Origin of the sequence: Mycobacterium sp., from assembly GCF_032161845.1 — a bacterium.
Lineage (GTDB): Bacteria > Actinomycetota > Actinomycetes > Mycobacteriales > Mycobacteriaceae > Mycobacterium.
The window spans coordinates 1-15529 of the sequence record NZ_JAVRQA010000333.1; the positions used below are offsets into that span (position 1 = coordinate 1).

The 15529-nt window shown below is 65.3% G+C and carries 15 protein-coding genes; 8 read left to right on the plus strand and 7 right to left on the minus strand.

Annotated elements, in window-relative coordinates; translation table 11 throughout:
• The 4 genes from QOD90_RS17965 to QOD90_RS17980 all read right to left on the minus strand — a co-directional run.
• A partial coding sequence (locus QOD90_RS17965) for a cytochrome P450 family protein (RefSeq protein WP_526352114.1) occupies positions 1 to 835 on the minus strand: 835 nt, incomplete at its 3' end.
• Between the two features lie 48 nt (positions 836 to 883).
• On the minus strand, positions 884 to 1675 hold the full coding sequence (locus QOD90_RS17970; protein ID WP_526352116.1) for an SDR family NAD(P)-dependent oxidoreductase: 792 nt from the start codon (positions 1673 to 1675) through the stop codon (positions 884 to 886).
• The gene (locus QOD90_RS17975; RefSeq protein ID WP_526352118.1) at positions 1663 to 1812 is read right to left on the minus strand and encodes a hypothetical protein; all 150 of its coding nucleotides are present in this window, start codon (positions 1810 to 1812) and stop codon (positions 1663 to 1665) included. The genes QOD90_RS17970 and QOD90_RS17975 overlap by 13 nt, the downstream gene beginning before the upstream one ends.
• A gap of 19 nt (positions 1813 to 1831) precedes the next feature.
• On the minus strand, positions 1832 to 2761 hold the full coding sequence (locus tag QOD90_RS17980; protein WP_526352120.1) for a hypothetical protein: 930 nt from the start codon (positions 2759 to 2761) through the stop codon (positions 1832 to 1834).
• A gap of 228 nt (positions 2762 to 2989) precedes the next feature.
• Here QOD90_RS17980 and QOD90_RS17985 point away from each other — a divergent pair, with 228 nt between their 5' ends.
• The 6 genes from QOD90_RS17985 to QOD90_RS18010 all read left to right on the plus strand — a co-directional run bounded on the left by QOD90_RS17985 (position 2990) and on the right by QOD90_RS18010 (position 9552).
• Positions 2990 to 3805, plus strand: coding sequence for an enoyl-CoA hydratase/isomerase family protein (locus tag QOD90_RS17985; RefSeq protein ID WP_526352122.1), 816 nt, complete (start codon positions 2990 to 2992; stop codon positions 3803 to 3805).
• Between the two features lie 79 nt (positions 3806 to 3884).
• A complete protein-coding gene (locus QOD90_RS17990; protein WP_526352124.1) occupies positions 3885 to 5228 on the plus strand; it encodes a phosphotransferase family protein in 1344 nt (447 codons plus the stop codon).
• 102 nt (positions 5229 to 5330) lie between these two features.
• Complete coding sequence (locus QOD90_RS17995) at positions 5331 to 6071, plus strand: phytanoyl-CoA dioxygenase family protein (protein WP_526352126.1); 741 nt, start codon at positions 5331 to 5333, stop codon at positions 6069 to 6071.
• Entirely contained in the window at positions 6071 to 7045 is a 975-nt protein-coding gene (locus QOD90_RS18000) for a DUF7064 domain-containing protein (protein ID WP_526352127.1), read from the plus strand. The genes QOD90_RS17995 and QOD90_RS18000 overlap by 1 nt, the downstream gene beginning before the upstream one ends.
• Before the next feature lie 97 nt (positions 7046 to 7142).
• Positions 7143 to 8396 (plus strand): FAS1-like dehydratase domain-containing protein, encoded by a 1254-nt coding sequence (locus tag QOD90_RS18005; RefSeq protein ID WP_526352129.1) that lies wholly within the window; start codon positions 7143 to 7145, stop codon positions 8394 to 8396.
• A complete protein-coding gene (locus QOD90_RS18010) occupies positions 8389 to 9552 on the plus strand; it encodes a protein kinase family protein (protein WP_526352131.1) in 1164 nt (387 codons plus the stop codon). The genes QOD90_RS18005 and QOD90_RS18010 overlap by 8 nt, the downstream gene beginning before the upstream one ends.
• A 25-nt stretch (positions 9553 to 9577) precedes the next feature.
• Here QOD90_RS18010 and QOD90_RS18015 read toward each other — a convergent pair whose 3' ends face one another.
• Together QOD90_RS18015 and QOD90_RS18020 are read right to left on the minus strand one after the other, a co-directional pair.
• Positions 9578 to 11218, minus strand: a complete 1641-nt coding sequence (locus QOD90_RS18015; protein WP_526352133.1) for an FAD-dependent oxidoreductase — start codon at positions 11216 to 11218, stop codon at positions 9578 to 9580.
• An 11-nt stretch (positions 11219 to 11229) separates the two neighbouring features.
• Positions 11230 to 12393 (minus strand): acyl-CoA dehydrogenase family protein, encoded by a 1164-nt coding sequence (locus tag QOD90_RS18020; protein ID WP_526352135.1) that lies wholly within the window; start codon positions 12391 to 12393, stop codon positions 11230 to 11232.
• Positions 12394 to 12594: 201 nt separating this feature from the next.
• Between QOD90_RS18020 and QOD90_RS18025 the strand changes: the two genes are divergently transcribed.
• Positions 12595 to 13383: an SDR family NAD(P)-dependent oxidoreductase gene (locus QOD90_RS18025; RefSeq protein WP_526352136.1), complete on the plus strand. Its 789-nt coding sequence runs from the start codon at positions 12595 to 12597 to the stop codon at positions 13381 to 13383.
• A gap of 2 nt (positions 13384 to 13385) precedes the next feature.
• On the opposite strand, the gene QOD90_RS18030 is transcribed toward QOD90_RS18025, so the two are convergent.
• Positions 13386 to 14018, minus strand: a complete 633-nt coding sequence (locus tag QOD90_RS18030) for a TetR/AcrR family transcriptional regulator (protein ID WP_526352138.1) — start codon at positions 14016 to 14018, stop codon at positions 13386 to 13388.
• 245 nt (positions 14019 to 14263) lie between these two features.
• Between QOD90_RS18030 and QOD90_RS18035 the strand changes: the two genes are divergently transcribed.
• Positions 14264 to 15493, plus strand: coding sequence for a CaiB/BaiF CoA transferase family protein (locus QOD90_RS18035; RefSeq protein ID WP_526352140.1), 1230 nt, complete (start codon positions 14264 to 14266; stop codon positions 15491 to 15493).
• Positions 15494 to 15529: the final 36 nt, after the last annotated feature.

Sequence of the window (15529 nt, forward strand, 5' to 3'; positions counted from 1 at the left end):
ACTCCTCGACGGCGGTCGGGATGGTGTCGGGGGAGTCCACGATCCTCTGCCGGTCGGCAGAATTGCCCGCCAGGTGCCAGAACGTCCAGCCGAGCGTCGCGGTGACGGTATCGAGACCGGCCATGAACATCAGCAGGCAGAACGACAACAGGTCGGCGTCGCTGACGGGATTGCCGTCGATCTCGTATTGCACTGCCTCGCTGACGATGTCGTCGCGTGGATCGGCACGCCGATCGGCGATGACCGTCGCAAACCGGCCCATGACCGCGCCCATGGCGTTGGCGGCATTGTCGCGTCCCGCAGCGTCGGGTGTGCTGTGCATGATGGCGTTCTCCCACTGCATGAACTGCTCTAGTTCCTCGGCGGGCAGACCCATCATCTCGAGAAAGATGGTGGTGGGGAACTGCCCCGCGAAGTCGGCGATGAAGTCGCAGCTTCCCTTGGCGGCGACGGCGTCGACGCATTCGATCGCGCGACGGCGCACGGTGTCGTCGAGCCGCTCCATGGCGCCGGGTGCGAAGAGCGGACCGAGTTGGCGGCGCCATTGCCGGTGTTCGTCACCGTCGAGCATCTCGGGAATCCACTTGTACTGGGGATCGGGGTCCATCGCGGTAACCACACTGCTGGAGAAGGTCTGCGGGTCCTGCAGTACCTGCAGTATTCCTTCGTGGTTGACCACCTCCCAGAAACCGGGTCCGAAGTCGTTGCGGTACCAGGGTGATTGCGACCTGAGTGCGTCGTACTTCGCGAAGTGTGTGCCAGCGGGTTGCGCTGCGGTGTAGTCGTAGTTCATGGTGGCGCTGGCCTGCGCGGTCCGGTCGTCGGCGGTGGTCATCGGAGCTGCTCCTTGGTGACTGTGGTTGACGTCCAACGGGTGTGGCGACTAGCTGAACAGGCTGGCATCGGGGCTGCCCCCATCGACGGTGATGCGCTGGCCGGTGATGTATTCCCCGTCCTGGGAGGCGAGGAATGCGACGATTCCCGCGACATCCGCCGGGCGGCAGGTCCGGCCGAAGGGATAGGACGGTTCGAGCTCGGCGATGGTGGCTCCGGCCATAGCCGTGGCGAGCCGTTCGCCCATGTCGGTCGCGACGAGGCCCGGCGCGACGATGTTCACCCGGATGCCGTGGTCACGCTCCTCGCGCGCAAGCGTGAGCGCCGCCGCCTCGAGCGCGCTCTTCGCCAAGGTGTATGCCGCAGCGCCCTTGTGGAACTCGCGGGTGATGGTGCTGGATATCGTGACGACGTCAGCTCGACCCGCCGACCGCAGTTGCGGCAGAGCCGCCCGGATCAGGGCCAACGGGCCGAGCAGGTGTACGTCGAGAAGGCGCTGGTATTCCGAGAGGTCGGTGTCGGCGATCGTGGTGCCGCGCGACGCAGTGCCTGCGTTGCTGACCAGTAGGTCGAGAGTACCCAGATCGTCATTCACCGCCGAAAGCATTCCCAAGACCGCACTTTCGTCGGTCACGGAGGATTGGTACGCCTTCGCACGCCCACCTGCGGCGGTGATCTCGGCGACCACGCTGTGGGCGGCATTGGCGTCCTTGCGGTAGTTGACGGCTACCGCCGCCCCATCACGGCCCAGTCGCAGGGCGATACCCCGGCCCACCCCGCGGGACCCGCCGGTGACGAGAGCGACCCGACCGGTCAGGGACCCGGCCGTCACCGTGGCCACAGGTAGACCACCGCGAACAGGATTGCCATCAGCCCGAAGCAGGTCAGAAGTATGTACAACGTCTCGCGTCGCAAAGCTTCGGAGGTCGAGGGCGGCTGCATCATCGCTTGCACGCGCTCGTCGTCGAGGGGAGTCATTGGTGCTCTTCCTATTTCGTCACGGGACGTAGATGCTGTGGCTGCCGGTGGCCACGCGCATGACGAGCAGCGGCAACACGGTCATGGTGAAGAACGAGATCTGGAAGATTACGAACCAGGACCCGAATCGGGCGAGTTCGAACTTCCACCGCGAGATGGTGACCTGGTAGTCGAGGAAGCCGTCGAACTCGGCGGTTCGATCGATCCGTGGCGTCGTGCGTTGGTCGGCGACCAGGGTGGAACCGCTTGAACGGGGTTCTGTCCGCGCCGCCGCCGGAGGCGCTGGTTTGGGTTGGGTGAACCTCCGCAACCCGAGGAAGCGCTCGAAGTGGTTCAGCGTGCGGATCGGTGGTTTCCCCGCCCAGTAGGCGATCAGGTTGGGCCAGAACGACATGATCCCGATGGTCCACAACAGCGTGAACTTGCCGCCGTTGGCGAAGTCCATGTGCGGCCCGATGCCTGGGTCGTAGACCCACCAGCCCATCGCGGCGGCGGTTGCTTCGACGAGGAAGTCCCAAGCGTAGTTCACTGGTATGGCCAGCACGGCAATGGCTTTGAGCAGGCTCCAGCCGTAGCGGCGGACCAGGAACTGGCCGAGTTTGAGAACGAGCCAGGCGTGGACGGTCCAATAGCAGGCGTAGGCGAACGGCATGAACAACGGATCGTTGGGGGTCTTGAGGGGCAGCCAGTCCAGAAGGTGGTGCTGGGCGAAGGTGGGGCTGTAGACCAGCTGCTGGCCCCAATCTCCGACCGTCTCCATCCAGTACACCAACATGCTGTTGGTCAGAAACAGGAAGCCCCACGTGAGGCGTCGGCGACGGACCGTGTCGATCACGGCAAGCAGCACGACCAGCCCCCCGAGGATCGGGATGACCCAGTTGAAGAACCAGACGCCGCTGGGATGCAGCAGTGCAGGCGGGGTCGGCGGCACGGTCAGCGCAAACGTCATCGTTCCTCCATTGAAGAGCACCGGGCGATACGGGTCACATCACGTCAAATACGTGACGTAGGCCATAACCAGATGTAACATACAGCTGTATGTTTTCGGGAGTCAATGGGGTTGCCGCCGCGGCGCCCAAGTCGCGCCCGCTGCTCAGCGCTGCCACATGGAGGCAGTCGGTGCAGGAAACATGCTGCAAGGAAGGGTGATTCGGGTGCTAGTGCTGATGTGTACGACGTGGTGAATGCCCTAGGGCCCGACCCGGAGGTGGTGCTGTCACGGCCGCGTGCCGGGGTGGTCGCCATCGACATGAACCGGCCGCATCGGCTGAACGCCCTGACCGCGACGATGGTCGAGTCCTTGCATCAAGCGCTGGCGGAAGCCGGCACCGACCAGGACTGCCGGGTCGTCGTCCTCCGTGGTGTCGGGCGCGGCTTCTGCGCAGGCCTTGATCTCAATGGCTACGGAGATGACGTCGAAAGCGGCGCCGTCCAAGGGAAGTTGACGGTGCAGCGTCACATCGCCTCGCTCGTTCAGCGCATCCGGTCACTGCCCCAGGTGGTCGTCGCCTCGGTCAACGGCGCCGCCGCCGGCGGTGGTCTGGCCTTGGTGTGCGCCTGTGACGTCAGGCTCGCCTCGGCAGACGCCGTATTCGCGGTGTCGTTCATCAGGGTCGGCTTCTCGGGTTGCGACATCGGAACGTCGTGGATGCTGCCCAGGCTGGTGGGCGCTGGCCGGGCACACGAGTTGATGCTGACCGGTCGGCGGTTCGACGCGGCGGAGGCGCTGCGGATCGGACTCGTCGCGGACGTGGTGGCAGCCGAGAAGCTGTCCGATCGAGTGGCGCAGACCGTCGACGCACTGCTGGAAGCGCCCCCGCTGTCGCTGGCTCTGACCAAACAGGCCATGTGGTTGTCCTTGGAGATCCCGTCCTTCGATGCAGCGATAGAACTCGAGAACCGACAACAGGTACTGACTGCGCTGACCCTCGATCAGACCGAAGCGATGACCGCGTTCCGCGACGGTCGTAAACCGAAGTACTCCAACACATGACGAGTCTCAACAGGCGGGTGGACGGGCAACGATGACGGTAACGACGCACGCGGATGAGGCCTCGACTCTCAGTAGCGACATGCTGGCCTGGGTTGAGGACGTTCTCGGCGCCACCATCACCTCGGTGGACAGGCGTCCCGGCGGTGGCCGACGAGAAGCCTGGTTCGTCGACGTGCAGTATGCAAATGGCTCCACGCGCGAACTCTTCCTGCGCTACGACCGCGCCGATCCGTCCGCGACGGGTGATCCGTTCACGCTCAGTCGGGAGGCGGCGTTCTTCTCTGCCATGGCGGGCAGTGCCGTACCCGCGCCGCACATCTATGCCGTCCACCCGAAAGAGCAGGCGATCCTCGCCGAGCGCGTAGCTGGCGAGACGTGGTTCTCGCGGCTGAAGGATCGCGATGAGCGCGTCGCGGTCGCTACGGACTTCATGCGGATTCTGGCCGCTCTGCACGACCTGGACCCGAGCGAACTTCGTCTCGACGAGGGGGAGAAGGTGGGTGACCTACCGGGCCACGTCGCCATCGAGATCGACCGGTGGGAAACGTTTTACCGCACCAGCGAGGCAGCGCCCGATCCGCTCATCGAGGTCGGCTTCGCCTGGCTGAAGGCCAACATTCCCACTGCGCAAGTGCCGGTGGTCATCGTGCACGGCGACGCCGGACCGGGGAACTTCCTCTACCGCGACGGCCGGGTAAGTGCGGTGCTGGACTGGGAGTTGGCTCACCTCGGGGACCCCCACGACGATCTGGCGTGGGTCAGCGTCCGCGCGGTACAGGAGCCGTTCACCGACCTCATCGACCGTTTCGACGACTACGCCAGGTTCAGCGGCAGGCCGGTGGACATTTCCCGCGTGCAGTACTACCGGGTGTTCGCCGAGCTGAGGATTCTGGTGCTCAGTCACCGCTCCGTCGGCCACTCCGACCCTCTCGGGGAGGTCGGTAATGCGCTGATCTACACCGCACTGCACCGTCGGTTGTTCGGCGACGCGATGGCCGAGGTCCTCGACATCGGCTTGCAGCGGCCTGCGGAACTCGAAGCACCCACAACGGAACTCGGCTGGTGGTATGACGCAGCGCTGACCCAGCTGGGTCAGATCATCGTCCCCCGCAGCACGGACCCGTTCGTCATTCTGCGGAGCAAGGGTGTCGCCAGGATGCTGAAGTATCTGCGCGAGATGGACCGGTTCGGCAGCGCCGCCGAGGTGGCCGATCTCGACGACCTCGCCGATCTGCTGGGCGCCCGACCGGAGTCGGTGGCCCAGGGCATCGCCGAAGTGCTCGACCGGTTCGGTTCGGACTCGATCGATGTCACGTCGGTGGTTCGGGTGCTCCACCGCCGGACCCTGCGGGAGATGCAAATCCTGCGACCGGCGATGGGCGTGCTGGCAGAGCGCACGTTTGATCCTCTGGAGCGGTCATGAGCCGTGCGCATCGAAGGGAAGGGCAGTGCAATGGTTGAGTACCTCGCAGTTTCGGACGAGGATCTTGCGTCACGCGTGAGCGCGGCGCTCGAAGCAGACGGAGTGGCCGTCGTAGAGGACGTGATCAGCTCCAACATGATCGCCCGGGCCAAGGAGGCCTTGGAGCGTGGCGCCCGCGAAGACGAGGCCAGCGGTTTCCAGGTCCGCGGATCCGCTTATGACCCAGACGAACTCAATATTCGCGTCGGAAACCTGCCTGGCAAGGATGCGGTCTTCCGGGAAATGCTCGAACTTCCTGCGTTGCGGTCGGCGGTCACCGGCTGGCTCGGTGACAGCGTCCGGTTGTCGAATTTCTCGTCCAACACCACCCTGCCGGGCGCGGGTGCCATGGCCTTGCACGCCGACCAGAACCCCATCCCGGCGCCATGGCCGCCCTACCCATGCACCCTCAACGTGGCGTTCGCGATCGACGCCTTCACGCCCGACAACGCCACTCGCTACATGCCGGGAACGCACCGTGAGAACGGCCCGCCGGCCTGGGTCGGAACCCATCCCGACGCGATCCCACTGTGCGGGCCAGCGGGGTCGATGATCCTCATGGAGGGCCGGATCTACCACCAGACCGGCCACAACACCGGAGCGACGCCGCGCTCGGGTGCCTTCGCGTTCTTCGCTCGCTCCTTCCTGGCTCCGCAGTTCGAATGGCACCGCGGCATTCCGAGGGACCTGCGCGCCACCCTGAGTCCGTGGCTGCGCGAACTCATGGGGTTCGGGCAGTCCGGCGGCACCGCCAATTTCATCCCCGAGGCCATCACCGCGTCGGCGTCGCCTGCGCAGCGATGATGGCCGACCCGTCCCGGCCGAGTGCGCTCTCCATCCCCGTCGTGCCGAACTCCGAGCAGTTCATGCCATCCGATGACGGTCTCCACGACCCTGGCAGTGAGTTCTATTTCAATGAGACCTACTGGTTTTCGTTCTTCGCTCCCGAACGCGGCCTCGGCGGGTGGCTCTACTCGGGCGTCCGGCCCAACGCCGGTGTGACCGCCGGTGGGTGCTGGATCTGGGACCCCAGCGGCACCGACCCCTGGGAGATCCCATTCTTCGAACAGTTCAACTGGCTCAAGCCACCGTCGGCAGCCGACGCCCACCACGTCGTGTTGGCGAACGGAAACTCGGTCACCATGGTCGAGGCCGGGCGGGTCTACGATCTGGCCTTTGACGACCGTGATCGCCTTGAAGTTCGCCTGCAGTTCAACGGGATTGAGCGTCCGGTTCCGCTTCGCCCAGGAACCCCGCCCTACCCCAAGGCCTCGCACTTCGATCAGACCGGACGCGTCACCGGGCACCTGCGTCTCGATGGCAACCGCATCGACATCGACTGCTTCGCCATGCGGGATCGCTCTTGGGGTCCGCGCCGCGAACGCGGCTACCAACCAATGGCGTACACCTGGCTCGCCGATGCCGACACCTCGTTGCTGACCTACTCGACACCCGGCAGTGACGGGACCGACGTCGTCTATGCCGGCTACCTCCGGCGCGAGGATGACGTCCGTTACGTCGCCTCGGGTACCCGACGACTTCTGCGCGACCCGGTCAAACACTGGATCACCGAGATGGCGGTGGACGTCGTCGACGACGACGGCCGACCGTTCAGCGCACAGGGCAGAGCCGTCAGCCGAATGATCCTGCCAACCGCCACCAGTGTGTGCGTGAACTCGCTGATGGAATTCACGGTGGACTGCAGGACCGTCTACGGCGAGGATCAGGACGTCTGGCCGATGGGTGCCTGGCGCTCGATGCGAGTGCCCTCCCGATAACGATGGAATGCCTTCCGGAATGCGACCTTGCTAAGTACACTTAGTTAGATAAGTGACGCGGCGTTATCCGATTCGCCCTCGATGGGGAGGCATATAAGTGACCACTGTTCCGGAGAAATCCGCCGAGGCGTTCGGCGTGCTCACCGACGATGCGTTCGCGAGGTCCCGGCTGCGGCTGGGTGTGCCGCGCCCGCAACAGAACAAGCCGCACAACTACGAGGTCACTTGGGACGGATTGCGGCACTTCGCATTCGGCTACGGCGACGACAATCCGCTGTACTGCGACCCCGACTACGCCGCGCGCACACGCTGGGCCGGACTGGTCGCACCCCCCACCTTCCTCTACACGATGGGCGAGGACGCCGCGCCAAAGCCGGACCCGGAGACGAAGGCCTTACTCAAGGGAGATCCGTTCGCGGGCTTGGGTTCCTATCAGGCCGTGATGGAGTTCGAGTGGTGGCGGCCACTTCAAGCCGGCGACCGCTGCCGCGTGCTGGAGGCCCAGGTGGGCGTGGAGGAGAAGACGTCGCGCTTCGGCGGCCGGACCGCGCACGTCACCCTCGACTACCTGTACTTCACCGGTGAAGGGGACATGCACGCCGTCCGTCGCGGCACCTGGATCAACGCCGAGCGCGACGCGTCGAAGAAGCGGGCGAAGGAACAGCTCGTCCAGAATCCCTACACGCCCGAGCAGCTCGCCGAGATCGACGCCGCCTACGCGGCCGAGGCGCATCGTGGTTCGGAGCCACGCTACTTCGAGGACGTCGAGATCGGCGAGGCCCTGCCGCAGCGGGTCAAGGGACCACTGACCACTACCGACGTCGTGGTGTGGCACATGGGATGGGGCATGCAGCTGACGCCGCCCGGCACCTTCGGACTGGCCGCCAAGGTCCGTCGCAAGGCGCCGGGGCTGTACCCGCCGAACGAACTAAACGTTCCCGACACCGTGCAGCGGCTGCATTGGGAGTCCGCGCGGGCGCGGGAACTCGGTCTCCCCAACAGCTATGACTACGGCGGGATGCGGGAGACGTGGTTGTGCCACCTACTGACGGACTGGATCGGCGACGACGGTTGGCTCTGGAAGTTGCGCTGTGAGCACCGCAAGTTCAACTACCAGGGCGACGTGACCTGGGTCCGAGGCGAGGTCGTCGACAAGCGAGTGACGAACGCGGGCAACGAGGTTCACCTCGCCGTTCGGTGCGAGAACCAGCGGGGTGAAGTGACCACTCCTGGCACGGCGGTGGTGCTGCTGCCGACCCGGGAAGCCGAGGTATCGCTGCCCGAACCGCCTGCCCCCACCGTTGAGGGGATGCTCGCCCACGAACTCGAGCGCTATGGCGTCGGTGCGTGAGTTGAACATCGCGAACGCCGTGGTAAACGCCCGAGCCCTGGGGCAGATTGCCGCCGCCGTGTCACCCCGCGTACCTACCAGCGGGCCGACGAAATCGTCCGACGTCACCGCACGGTGGCTCACCGAGCAGCTCGGGAAAGCCGTAGGCGCCGTGGCACTATCGGCAGCATCGCTAGACGGTACTACCGGCACCACCGACCGGCGTCGGTTGGTGGTGGAGTGGGATCAAGCAGGCAAGGCCGCAGGACTTCCGGCCAACCTGTTCGTCAAGAGCAGCCCGCTGACCGCCAAGAACCGGGTGATGGTCGCGGCGTTGGACATGGCCGTCAACGAGGTGAAGTTCTACCAGCAGGCGGCGGGCGAACTGGAGGGCATCGTGCCCAAGTGCTGGTACTCCCGTGCCGGCGTCGGTGCCCGCTTCCTCATCGTTCTCGACGACCTCGTCACGCAGGGGGCCACGCCGTACGCGTTGGCCGACCGCTGCGAAATCGACCACGCGCGAGGCCTCGTCGATGCGTTCGCCAGGCTGCACGCCCAGTTCTGGGAGAGTTCGCGGTTCACCTCCGATCTGTCCTGGGCCAAGACGTGGAGCACCCGGCCGGGCAACCAGGTCCTCAAGCTGTTCTATTCGCGTGGTCGCCGGGGCGCGTTGCGGCTGAACCGGCCCGAGGAGACACCTGCGGTGCGTGCCGTCGCCGCGGCGCTCGACAATCACATCGACGCGTACTACCGCGAGTTCGAAGTCGGCCCGTTGACACTGCTGCATGGTGACTCGCATCTGGGCAACACCTACTCGATGCCGGATGGTCGTTCGGGCCTGCTGGACTGGCAGGTGGTGTGGCAGGGCCCGGGCTTGCGGGAGGTGGCGTACTGGATGACGGCGGGGCTCGACCCCGACATACGTCGCAAACACGAGCGGGAACTGTTGGAGCGATATCTCGAGGGGTTGCGGGCAGGTGGAGTTGCGGAAGTCCCGAGCTTGGATGCCGCCTATCAGCGCTACCGGCTGTTCGCGGCCGAAGCCTGGGACGCGACGGCGATGACCATCGCCTGGCCGGGCCTGCAGGCTGAAGAAAACGCCGAAGCCGCTTGGCGGCGTGCGTGTGTCGCGGTCGAGGACCTCCAGACCGCGGACCTGCTCAGGCAATTGGGCTGAGCCCACAGTCGGCGCGCGTTTCGCTTCAGCTCAGAGCCGCGGACACCATCTCGGCGACGTCGACGAACTTGACCCGTGGCCGTGATTCCTCGTTGCCGCGCTTGCGTTCCGCCGCATCGATGGCCCGCCAGCCGGTCCAGACGATCGGGTTCGACCCTCGGTGGGAGAGCAACTCGATCAGGGCATCGCGGCCGGCGACCTCGCGCGTGAGACGCCCATCGGCGTAGTCGTCGAGCAGCTGAGCCACCGTCTCCTCGGCGCACGAGCGGTTGGTGCCGATGACGCCGCGGGGCCCCCGCTTGATCCAGCCCGTCACGTACACGCCATCCAGGGGCTGACCGTCGCCGTCCACGACCCTTCCGTGATCATTCGGCGTGACACCCTTGGCTGCGTCGTACGGCAGGCCGTCGATCGCTGATCCGTGGTACCCGATGGACCGCAGGATGAGGGAGGCCTCGATCAACTCGTCGCCGTCGGATGGGTCGCCCGCGACGAGGCCGCCGGCTTCGTCGAGGCCGTTGGGCACGACGCGCAGCCCGACGGCGCGATCGGATCCCACGACCTCGGCGGGGGATACCAAGAAGCGGAAGACGATCCGCTTGTTCCCGGGTGTGGCGGACGTGTCGGCGTACTCGCGGGCGAGCTGAAGTTTGAGTTCCGTTTCGACGTCGTCGGTGGAGCTCGCCGCCAGCTCGTCGCCGTCGATCACCACGTCCACCCCCGCCAGATGGCCGAGGGCGAGGAACTCGCCAGCGGAGAACGCGGCATCCCGGGGCCCGCGCCGCCCGAGGATGACCACCTCGCGGATTAGGCTGTCGGACAGCGCATCCAGAGCGTGCGCGGCGATGTCGGTCTTCGATAGTTCATCGTGATCCAGGAGCAGCACCCGGGCCACGTCAAGCGCGACGTTGCCGTTGCCGACGATGACCGCCCGCTCGCCGGAGAGGTCGAACTCGTGATGCGCGTGGTCAGGGTGACCGTTGTACCAGCCGACGAAGTCCACTGCCGAATGATTTCCCGGCAACTCCTCGCCGGGAATGTCGAGGTCCCGGCTCAGGGACGCGCCGACGGCATAGATGACAGCGTGGTGGTGCGCGAGGAGGTCGTCGTGACTCAGATCAGTGCCGACCTCCACGTTGAGATGACAACGCAGTCGCTTGTTGCCCAAGGCGTGCTCGAATACCCGAACGACCGATTTGGTGTGTTGATGGTCCGGAGCTACCCCGGCTCGGATCAGGCCGAAGGGAGTGGGAAGCCGCTCGAAGACGTCGACCTCAACACCATCGATGCCCACGAGGGCGCTCGCGGCGTAGCACGCGGCGGGGCCAGCGCCGACGATCGCGACCCGGAGCGACCCCGGCTGAACCCGATCGTCGCGGGTGGCCTTGGCAGGTGGGTCGGGCTCCAAGGGGTGCCGCTCGAAGTACGCGGCATTGATGTCGCGGAAGCGGTCGAGTTCCTGCGGCAGATCCTCGTCGTAATGGATCGCATCGACCGGGCACTCCTCCAGGCAGGCGCCGCAGTCGATGCATGCCTCCGGATCGATGTAAAGCATTTCAGTGCCGTTGAATTCGCCGGCAGGCCCGACCGGGCGGATGCAATCGACCGGGCACACCGGCACGCAGCTGGCATCCTTGCAACAGTTCTGAGTGATCACGTACGCCACGGCTGGTCCTCTCAGATTCCGCCGCGCGCGACGAGCTGACTGGCGATGACGTTGCGTTGGATCTCGTTGGTGCCCTCGCCGACGATCATCAGGGGCGCGTCACGGAAGTAGCGTTCGACGTCGTACTCGGTCGAATTTCCGTAACCTCCGTGCACGCGGACGGCGTTCAAGGCGATCTCCATCGCAACCTCGGACGCGAAGAGCTTCGCCATTCCCGCCTCCATGTCGGCGCGCTCACCACTGTCGTAGCGACGCGCGGCATACAGCGTGAGTTGGCGTGCTGCAGTGAGTTTGGTCGCCATGTCGGCCAGGTAGTTGCCCACGGCCTGGTGCTTCCAGATCGGCTTTCCGAAACTCTCCCGATCCTGGGCGTATCGCAGTGAGTCCTCCAATGCCGCCGTTGCCACCCCGAGAGCGCGGGAGGCGACTTGAATGCGGCCCGTCTCGAGCCCCTTCATCATTTGCGAGAAGCCCTTGCCCGCCACACCGCCGAGAATGGCGTCGGCAGGTACTCGACAATCGTCGAAGGACAGTTCGCAGGATTCGATGCCCTTGTACCCCAGCTTCGGGAGATCCCGCGACACCACGAGCCCCTGGCCATGCTCCACCAGAACCACCGAAATGCCATGGTGGCGCGGCGTGGCCTTGGGGTCGGTCTTGCACAGGAGCGCAATGAGCCCCGAGCGACGCGCATTGCTGATCCAGGTCTTGGCTCCGTTGATCACCAGTTCCGTGCTGGCCGCGCCTGCCGGCAGCGCGGTGGTCGTCATGTTCTGCAGATCCGAGCCACCACCCGGCTCCGTCAGCGCCATCGTGGCCCGCAGCTCACCGGTCGCCATCGTCGGCAGGTACTTCTGCTTCTGCTCCTCTGTGCCGAACAGCGTTAGCAGCTTGCACACCACGGTGTGCCCGCCCATGGCGCCTGCCAGGCTCATCCAGCCACGCGCCAACTCCTGCGTCACCTCGACGTAGCAGGGCATCGAGACGGGGGAGCCGCCGTACTCCTCTCCGATGGCGAGACCAAAGATACCGATGCGCTTCATCTGCTCGATCCACGCCTCTGGGTATTCTCCTGCGTGCTCGACGTCGCGCACCGTTGGCTTGACGTCGCGGTCGATGAAGGCGCGCACCGTCTCCACGAGCAGGGCTTCTTCTTCGTTCAGATCCGTACCCATGTGGCACTCCTTCGACCAAGCTGGCACTCATCGATGTCGGTCGCGATCAATTCTGGCACTTGTGTCACTTCAAGGCAAACCACTGCCGAGAGGGCTAATGCCGAATATTTACGGTAATAGGAGTCGGGCTTGCTGGTCTTGGATTGGACGCTAAGTTAGTGTTCTGACGAACGTGTTCACTATTGAGACGGCGGTTCGTCAATGGATTTGAATGTTCGTGGCAAGGCGTACCTGCTCGTCGGAGGTACCGCGGGGATGGGCCTGGCCGGTGCCAGCGTGCTGGCAGCCGACGGGGCGGCCATCGCGGTGGTCGGGCGTGACGAGGCGAGGGGTGAGAAGGCGGTCGCCACGCTCACGGCACTCGGCGCATCGGCGGTGTATGGCTTGAACTTCGACGTGAGCAAGCCCGGCGTCGCCGTGAACGCCGTCGAGGAGGCGGTGACGCTGCTAGGGCGACTTGACGGCATCGCGGTGACGATGGGCACCGCGGGCATGATGCCGATCGAATCCGACGACGACGCCTGGGACGTGGCCTTCCGCGACGTCCTGCTGGCGACGACGCGCTGCGTGCAAGCGGCTCTGCCACACCTGATCAAGACGAGAGGCGCGGTCGTCACCACGTCCGCCTATTCGGCGCGCGCTCCTCACGAACCGCGGCTTCCCTATGCCAGCCTGAAGGCTGCGGTCGCGACCTTCACCCGCGGGATCGCCCGCGCGCACGGCAAGGACGGTGTCCGGGCGAACTCCATTGCTCCCGGTGCGGTGGAAACCGACGCCCTGCATGCCATTCGCGGCTACATCGCCGAGAACAAGGGTTATCCGTACGAGGAGGCGCTGGAGCGGGCGCTCGTCGAGGACTTCGGATTCGATGCGGCTCTGGGCCGCCCTGGTCGGCCCGACGAGGTCGGGTCCCTCATTGCCTTTCTCCTCTCGGACCGATGCGCCTTCGTGACGGGTCAAACCATTTACGCCGACGGCGGAGCACCTTAGGTCTACCGCGGTGCCAGGCAGGCAGGGAGGAATGCGCGAATCAAACCGGCGTCGCCCCCGTCCTCTGCTCTGCCCGGCTCGGCGGCGAGGCTGAAGGCGATCCGAGTCACCCAGTGCGCCATGGCCTCGGCGGTGAGGTCGTCACGGACCTCACCAGCCGCCATGGCTTCTTCGAGGCGGTGGCCGAGTGCCCCGGCGAGGTTCTCGCCCCACGCCTCGGAGGCCTCCGCGGCGCGGAAGGTTCGGCCAAGTTCGTCAGCACCGATGAGCAAGGCCATCGTCGGTGAGTTGCGCGCCGCCTCGAGACCGAGCACGACTGCGTTGACGAGTTGATCCAAGAAGGGTTCGTCTGTGTGCCAACAGTATTCGGTGGCGTCGAGCACACCGCTGATGGCGCGGACGAACGACGCCGCCAGAAGCGCATCTTTGGACGGAAAGTAGTCGTACACCGTGCGGCGGTGGACACCGGCCCGGCTGGCGATGTCACTCATTCGGGTGCGACCAGGCCCGCGCTCGGCGTAGCAGGCTTCGGCGGCGGCCAGCAGGCGCTCCCTGGCCTGCTCTTCGCCGACCGGAACGTCGGCACCCCAGGATGCGGCCCGACCCGAACCCGCCCGCGTTGACACGCCTGCCATCTTTGCAAACCTCAGACCCTGTTGGACAACCTTGACTTGGACCACATTAGCTCTTAATCTGTGGCTTAGACCACAAAGAACGATATATGTGGTTCCCGAAGGGCTGATCTGCCGCGGCAAGGAGTGCCCGACCGGCAGTGCTGAGAATGTACGCGTGACATTGCTTACTTAGTAAACTATGTTGTCATTGCGATCCGCTTGAGTACCGAGTGAATACCGGGCCACGTAGGGACGGATGTGGGTAGATGCAGAAACCGATGACGGGCGTGCGTGTCCTGGAGGTCGCGCAATTCACGTTCGTGCCCTCTGCGGGTGCCGTGCTCGCCGACTGGGGCGCCGACGTCATCAAGATCGAAAACCCCGTGACGGGCGATGCGCAGCGGGGTCTCGTCACAGTCGCGGGCCGGTCTGCCACCGCACCGGGGGTCTCGTTCTCACCGATGATCGAGGCGCCCAACCGTGGTAAGCGCAGTGTCGGTCTGTCACTGGCGCTGACTCAGTCGCGTCCGGTGTTCGAGGAACTGGTCAGGCGCAGCGATGTGTTCCTGACCAATCACCTGCCGCAGGCGCGCGCCAAGCTGCGCATCGATCTCGACGAGATCCGGCGGATCAATCCGTCGATCATCTACGTCGCAGGAAGCGGCTTCGGAAGCCAGGGACCCGACTGCGACACTGGCGCGCACGATGCAACGGCGTTCTGGGCGCGGGCGGGGAACGCCGAAGGAGTCACCCCGACCGACTCCGAGGTCCCGACGGGAATGCCGGCGGGCGCGTTCGGCGACAACATCGGTGGCATCACCATCGCGGGTGCGGTCGCCGCAGCACTGTATGGAAGGCAGTCGACGGGGCAGACCTCGTTCATCGACGTGTCGCTGTTGGCGGTGGGGGCGTGGGCCAACCAGTCCAACGTCAATCTGGCCATGCTCTACGGCTGCCCACTGCCGAAGATCGACCATCGCACACAGGCGCCGGGCAACCCACTCACCGGGGCGTACCGATGCTCCGACGGCCGGTTCATCCAGTTGTCGATGTTGCAGCCGACCCGCTACTGGGCTCCGTTGTGCCGGATGTTGGGGCTTGGGGAGGCCGCGGACGATGAGAGGTTCGAATCACTGGAGTCGTTGGCCGCCAACACCGATGAAGCCACCGCTCTGCTCGTCGACGCGATCGGTTCTCGGACGTTCGACGACTGCACGCGACTGCTGAATCTGCTGGGCGGTCAGTGGGCGCCGGTACAGGACGCCTGGGAGGTCGCAGGAGACGAGTCGTTGATCGCCAACGGGCGCATCGTCGACGTCGAGGATGCTCAAGGCAATAGACAACGGCTGGTGGCCAATCCGGTGAAGTTCGACGAGGCGGCTGTCGAGCTGACCCGAGCACCGATGTTCGCCGAACACACCGATGAGGTCCTGCGAGAACTGGGCATGGACGACCATGACCTGATCGATCTGAAGATCGAAGGAGCCATCACCTGACTGCCGGAACGGGTCAGACCGATCACTGGGGCCACC

Excerpts from the sequence above, each read along its gene's own strand:
- QOD90_RS17975 (WP_526352118.1), bottom strand. The coding sequence starts at position 1,812 with ATGACTCCCCTCGACGACGAGCGCGTGCAAGCGATGATGCAGCCGCCC.
- QOD90_RS17990 (WP_526352124.1), top strand. The coding sequence starts at position 3,885 with ATGCTGGCCTGGGTTGAGGACGTTCTCGGCGCCACCATCACCTCGGTG.
- QOD90_RS18035 (WP_526352140.1), top strand. The coding sequence starts at position 14,264 with ATGCAGAAACCGATGACGGGCGTGCGTGTCCTGGAGGTCGCGCAATTC.
- QOD90_RS18025 (WP_526352136.1), top strand. The coding sequence starts at position 12,595 with ATGGATTTGAATGTTCGTGGCAAGGCGTACCTGCTCGTCGGAGGTACC.
- QOD90_RS18020 (WP_526352135.1), bottom strand. The coding sequence starts at position 12,393 with ATGGGTACGGATCTGAACGAAGAAGAAGCCCTGCTCGTGGAGACGGTG.
- QOD90_RS17980 (WP_526352120.1), bottom strand. The coding sequence starts at position 2,761 with ATGACGTTTGCGCTGACCGTGCCGCCGACCCCGCCTGCACTGCTGCAT.
- QOD90_RS18030 (WP_526352138.1), bottom strand. The coding sequence starts at position 14,018 with ATGGCAGGCGTGTCAACGCGGGCGGGTTCGGGTCGGGCCGCATCCTGG.
- QOD90_RS18000 (WP_526352127.1), top strand. The coding sequence starts at position 6,071 with ATGGCCGACCCGTCCCGGCCGAGTGCGCTCTCCATCCCCGTCGTGCCG.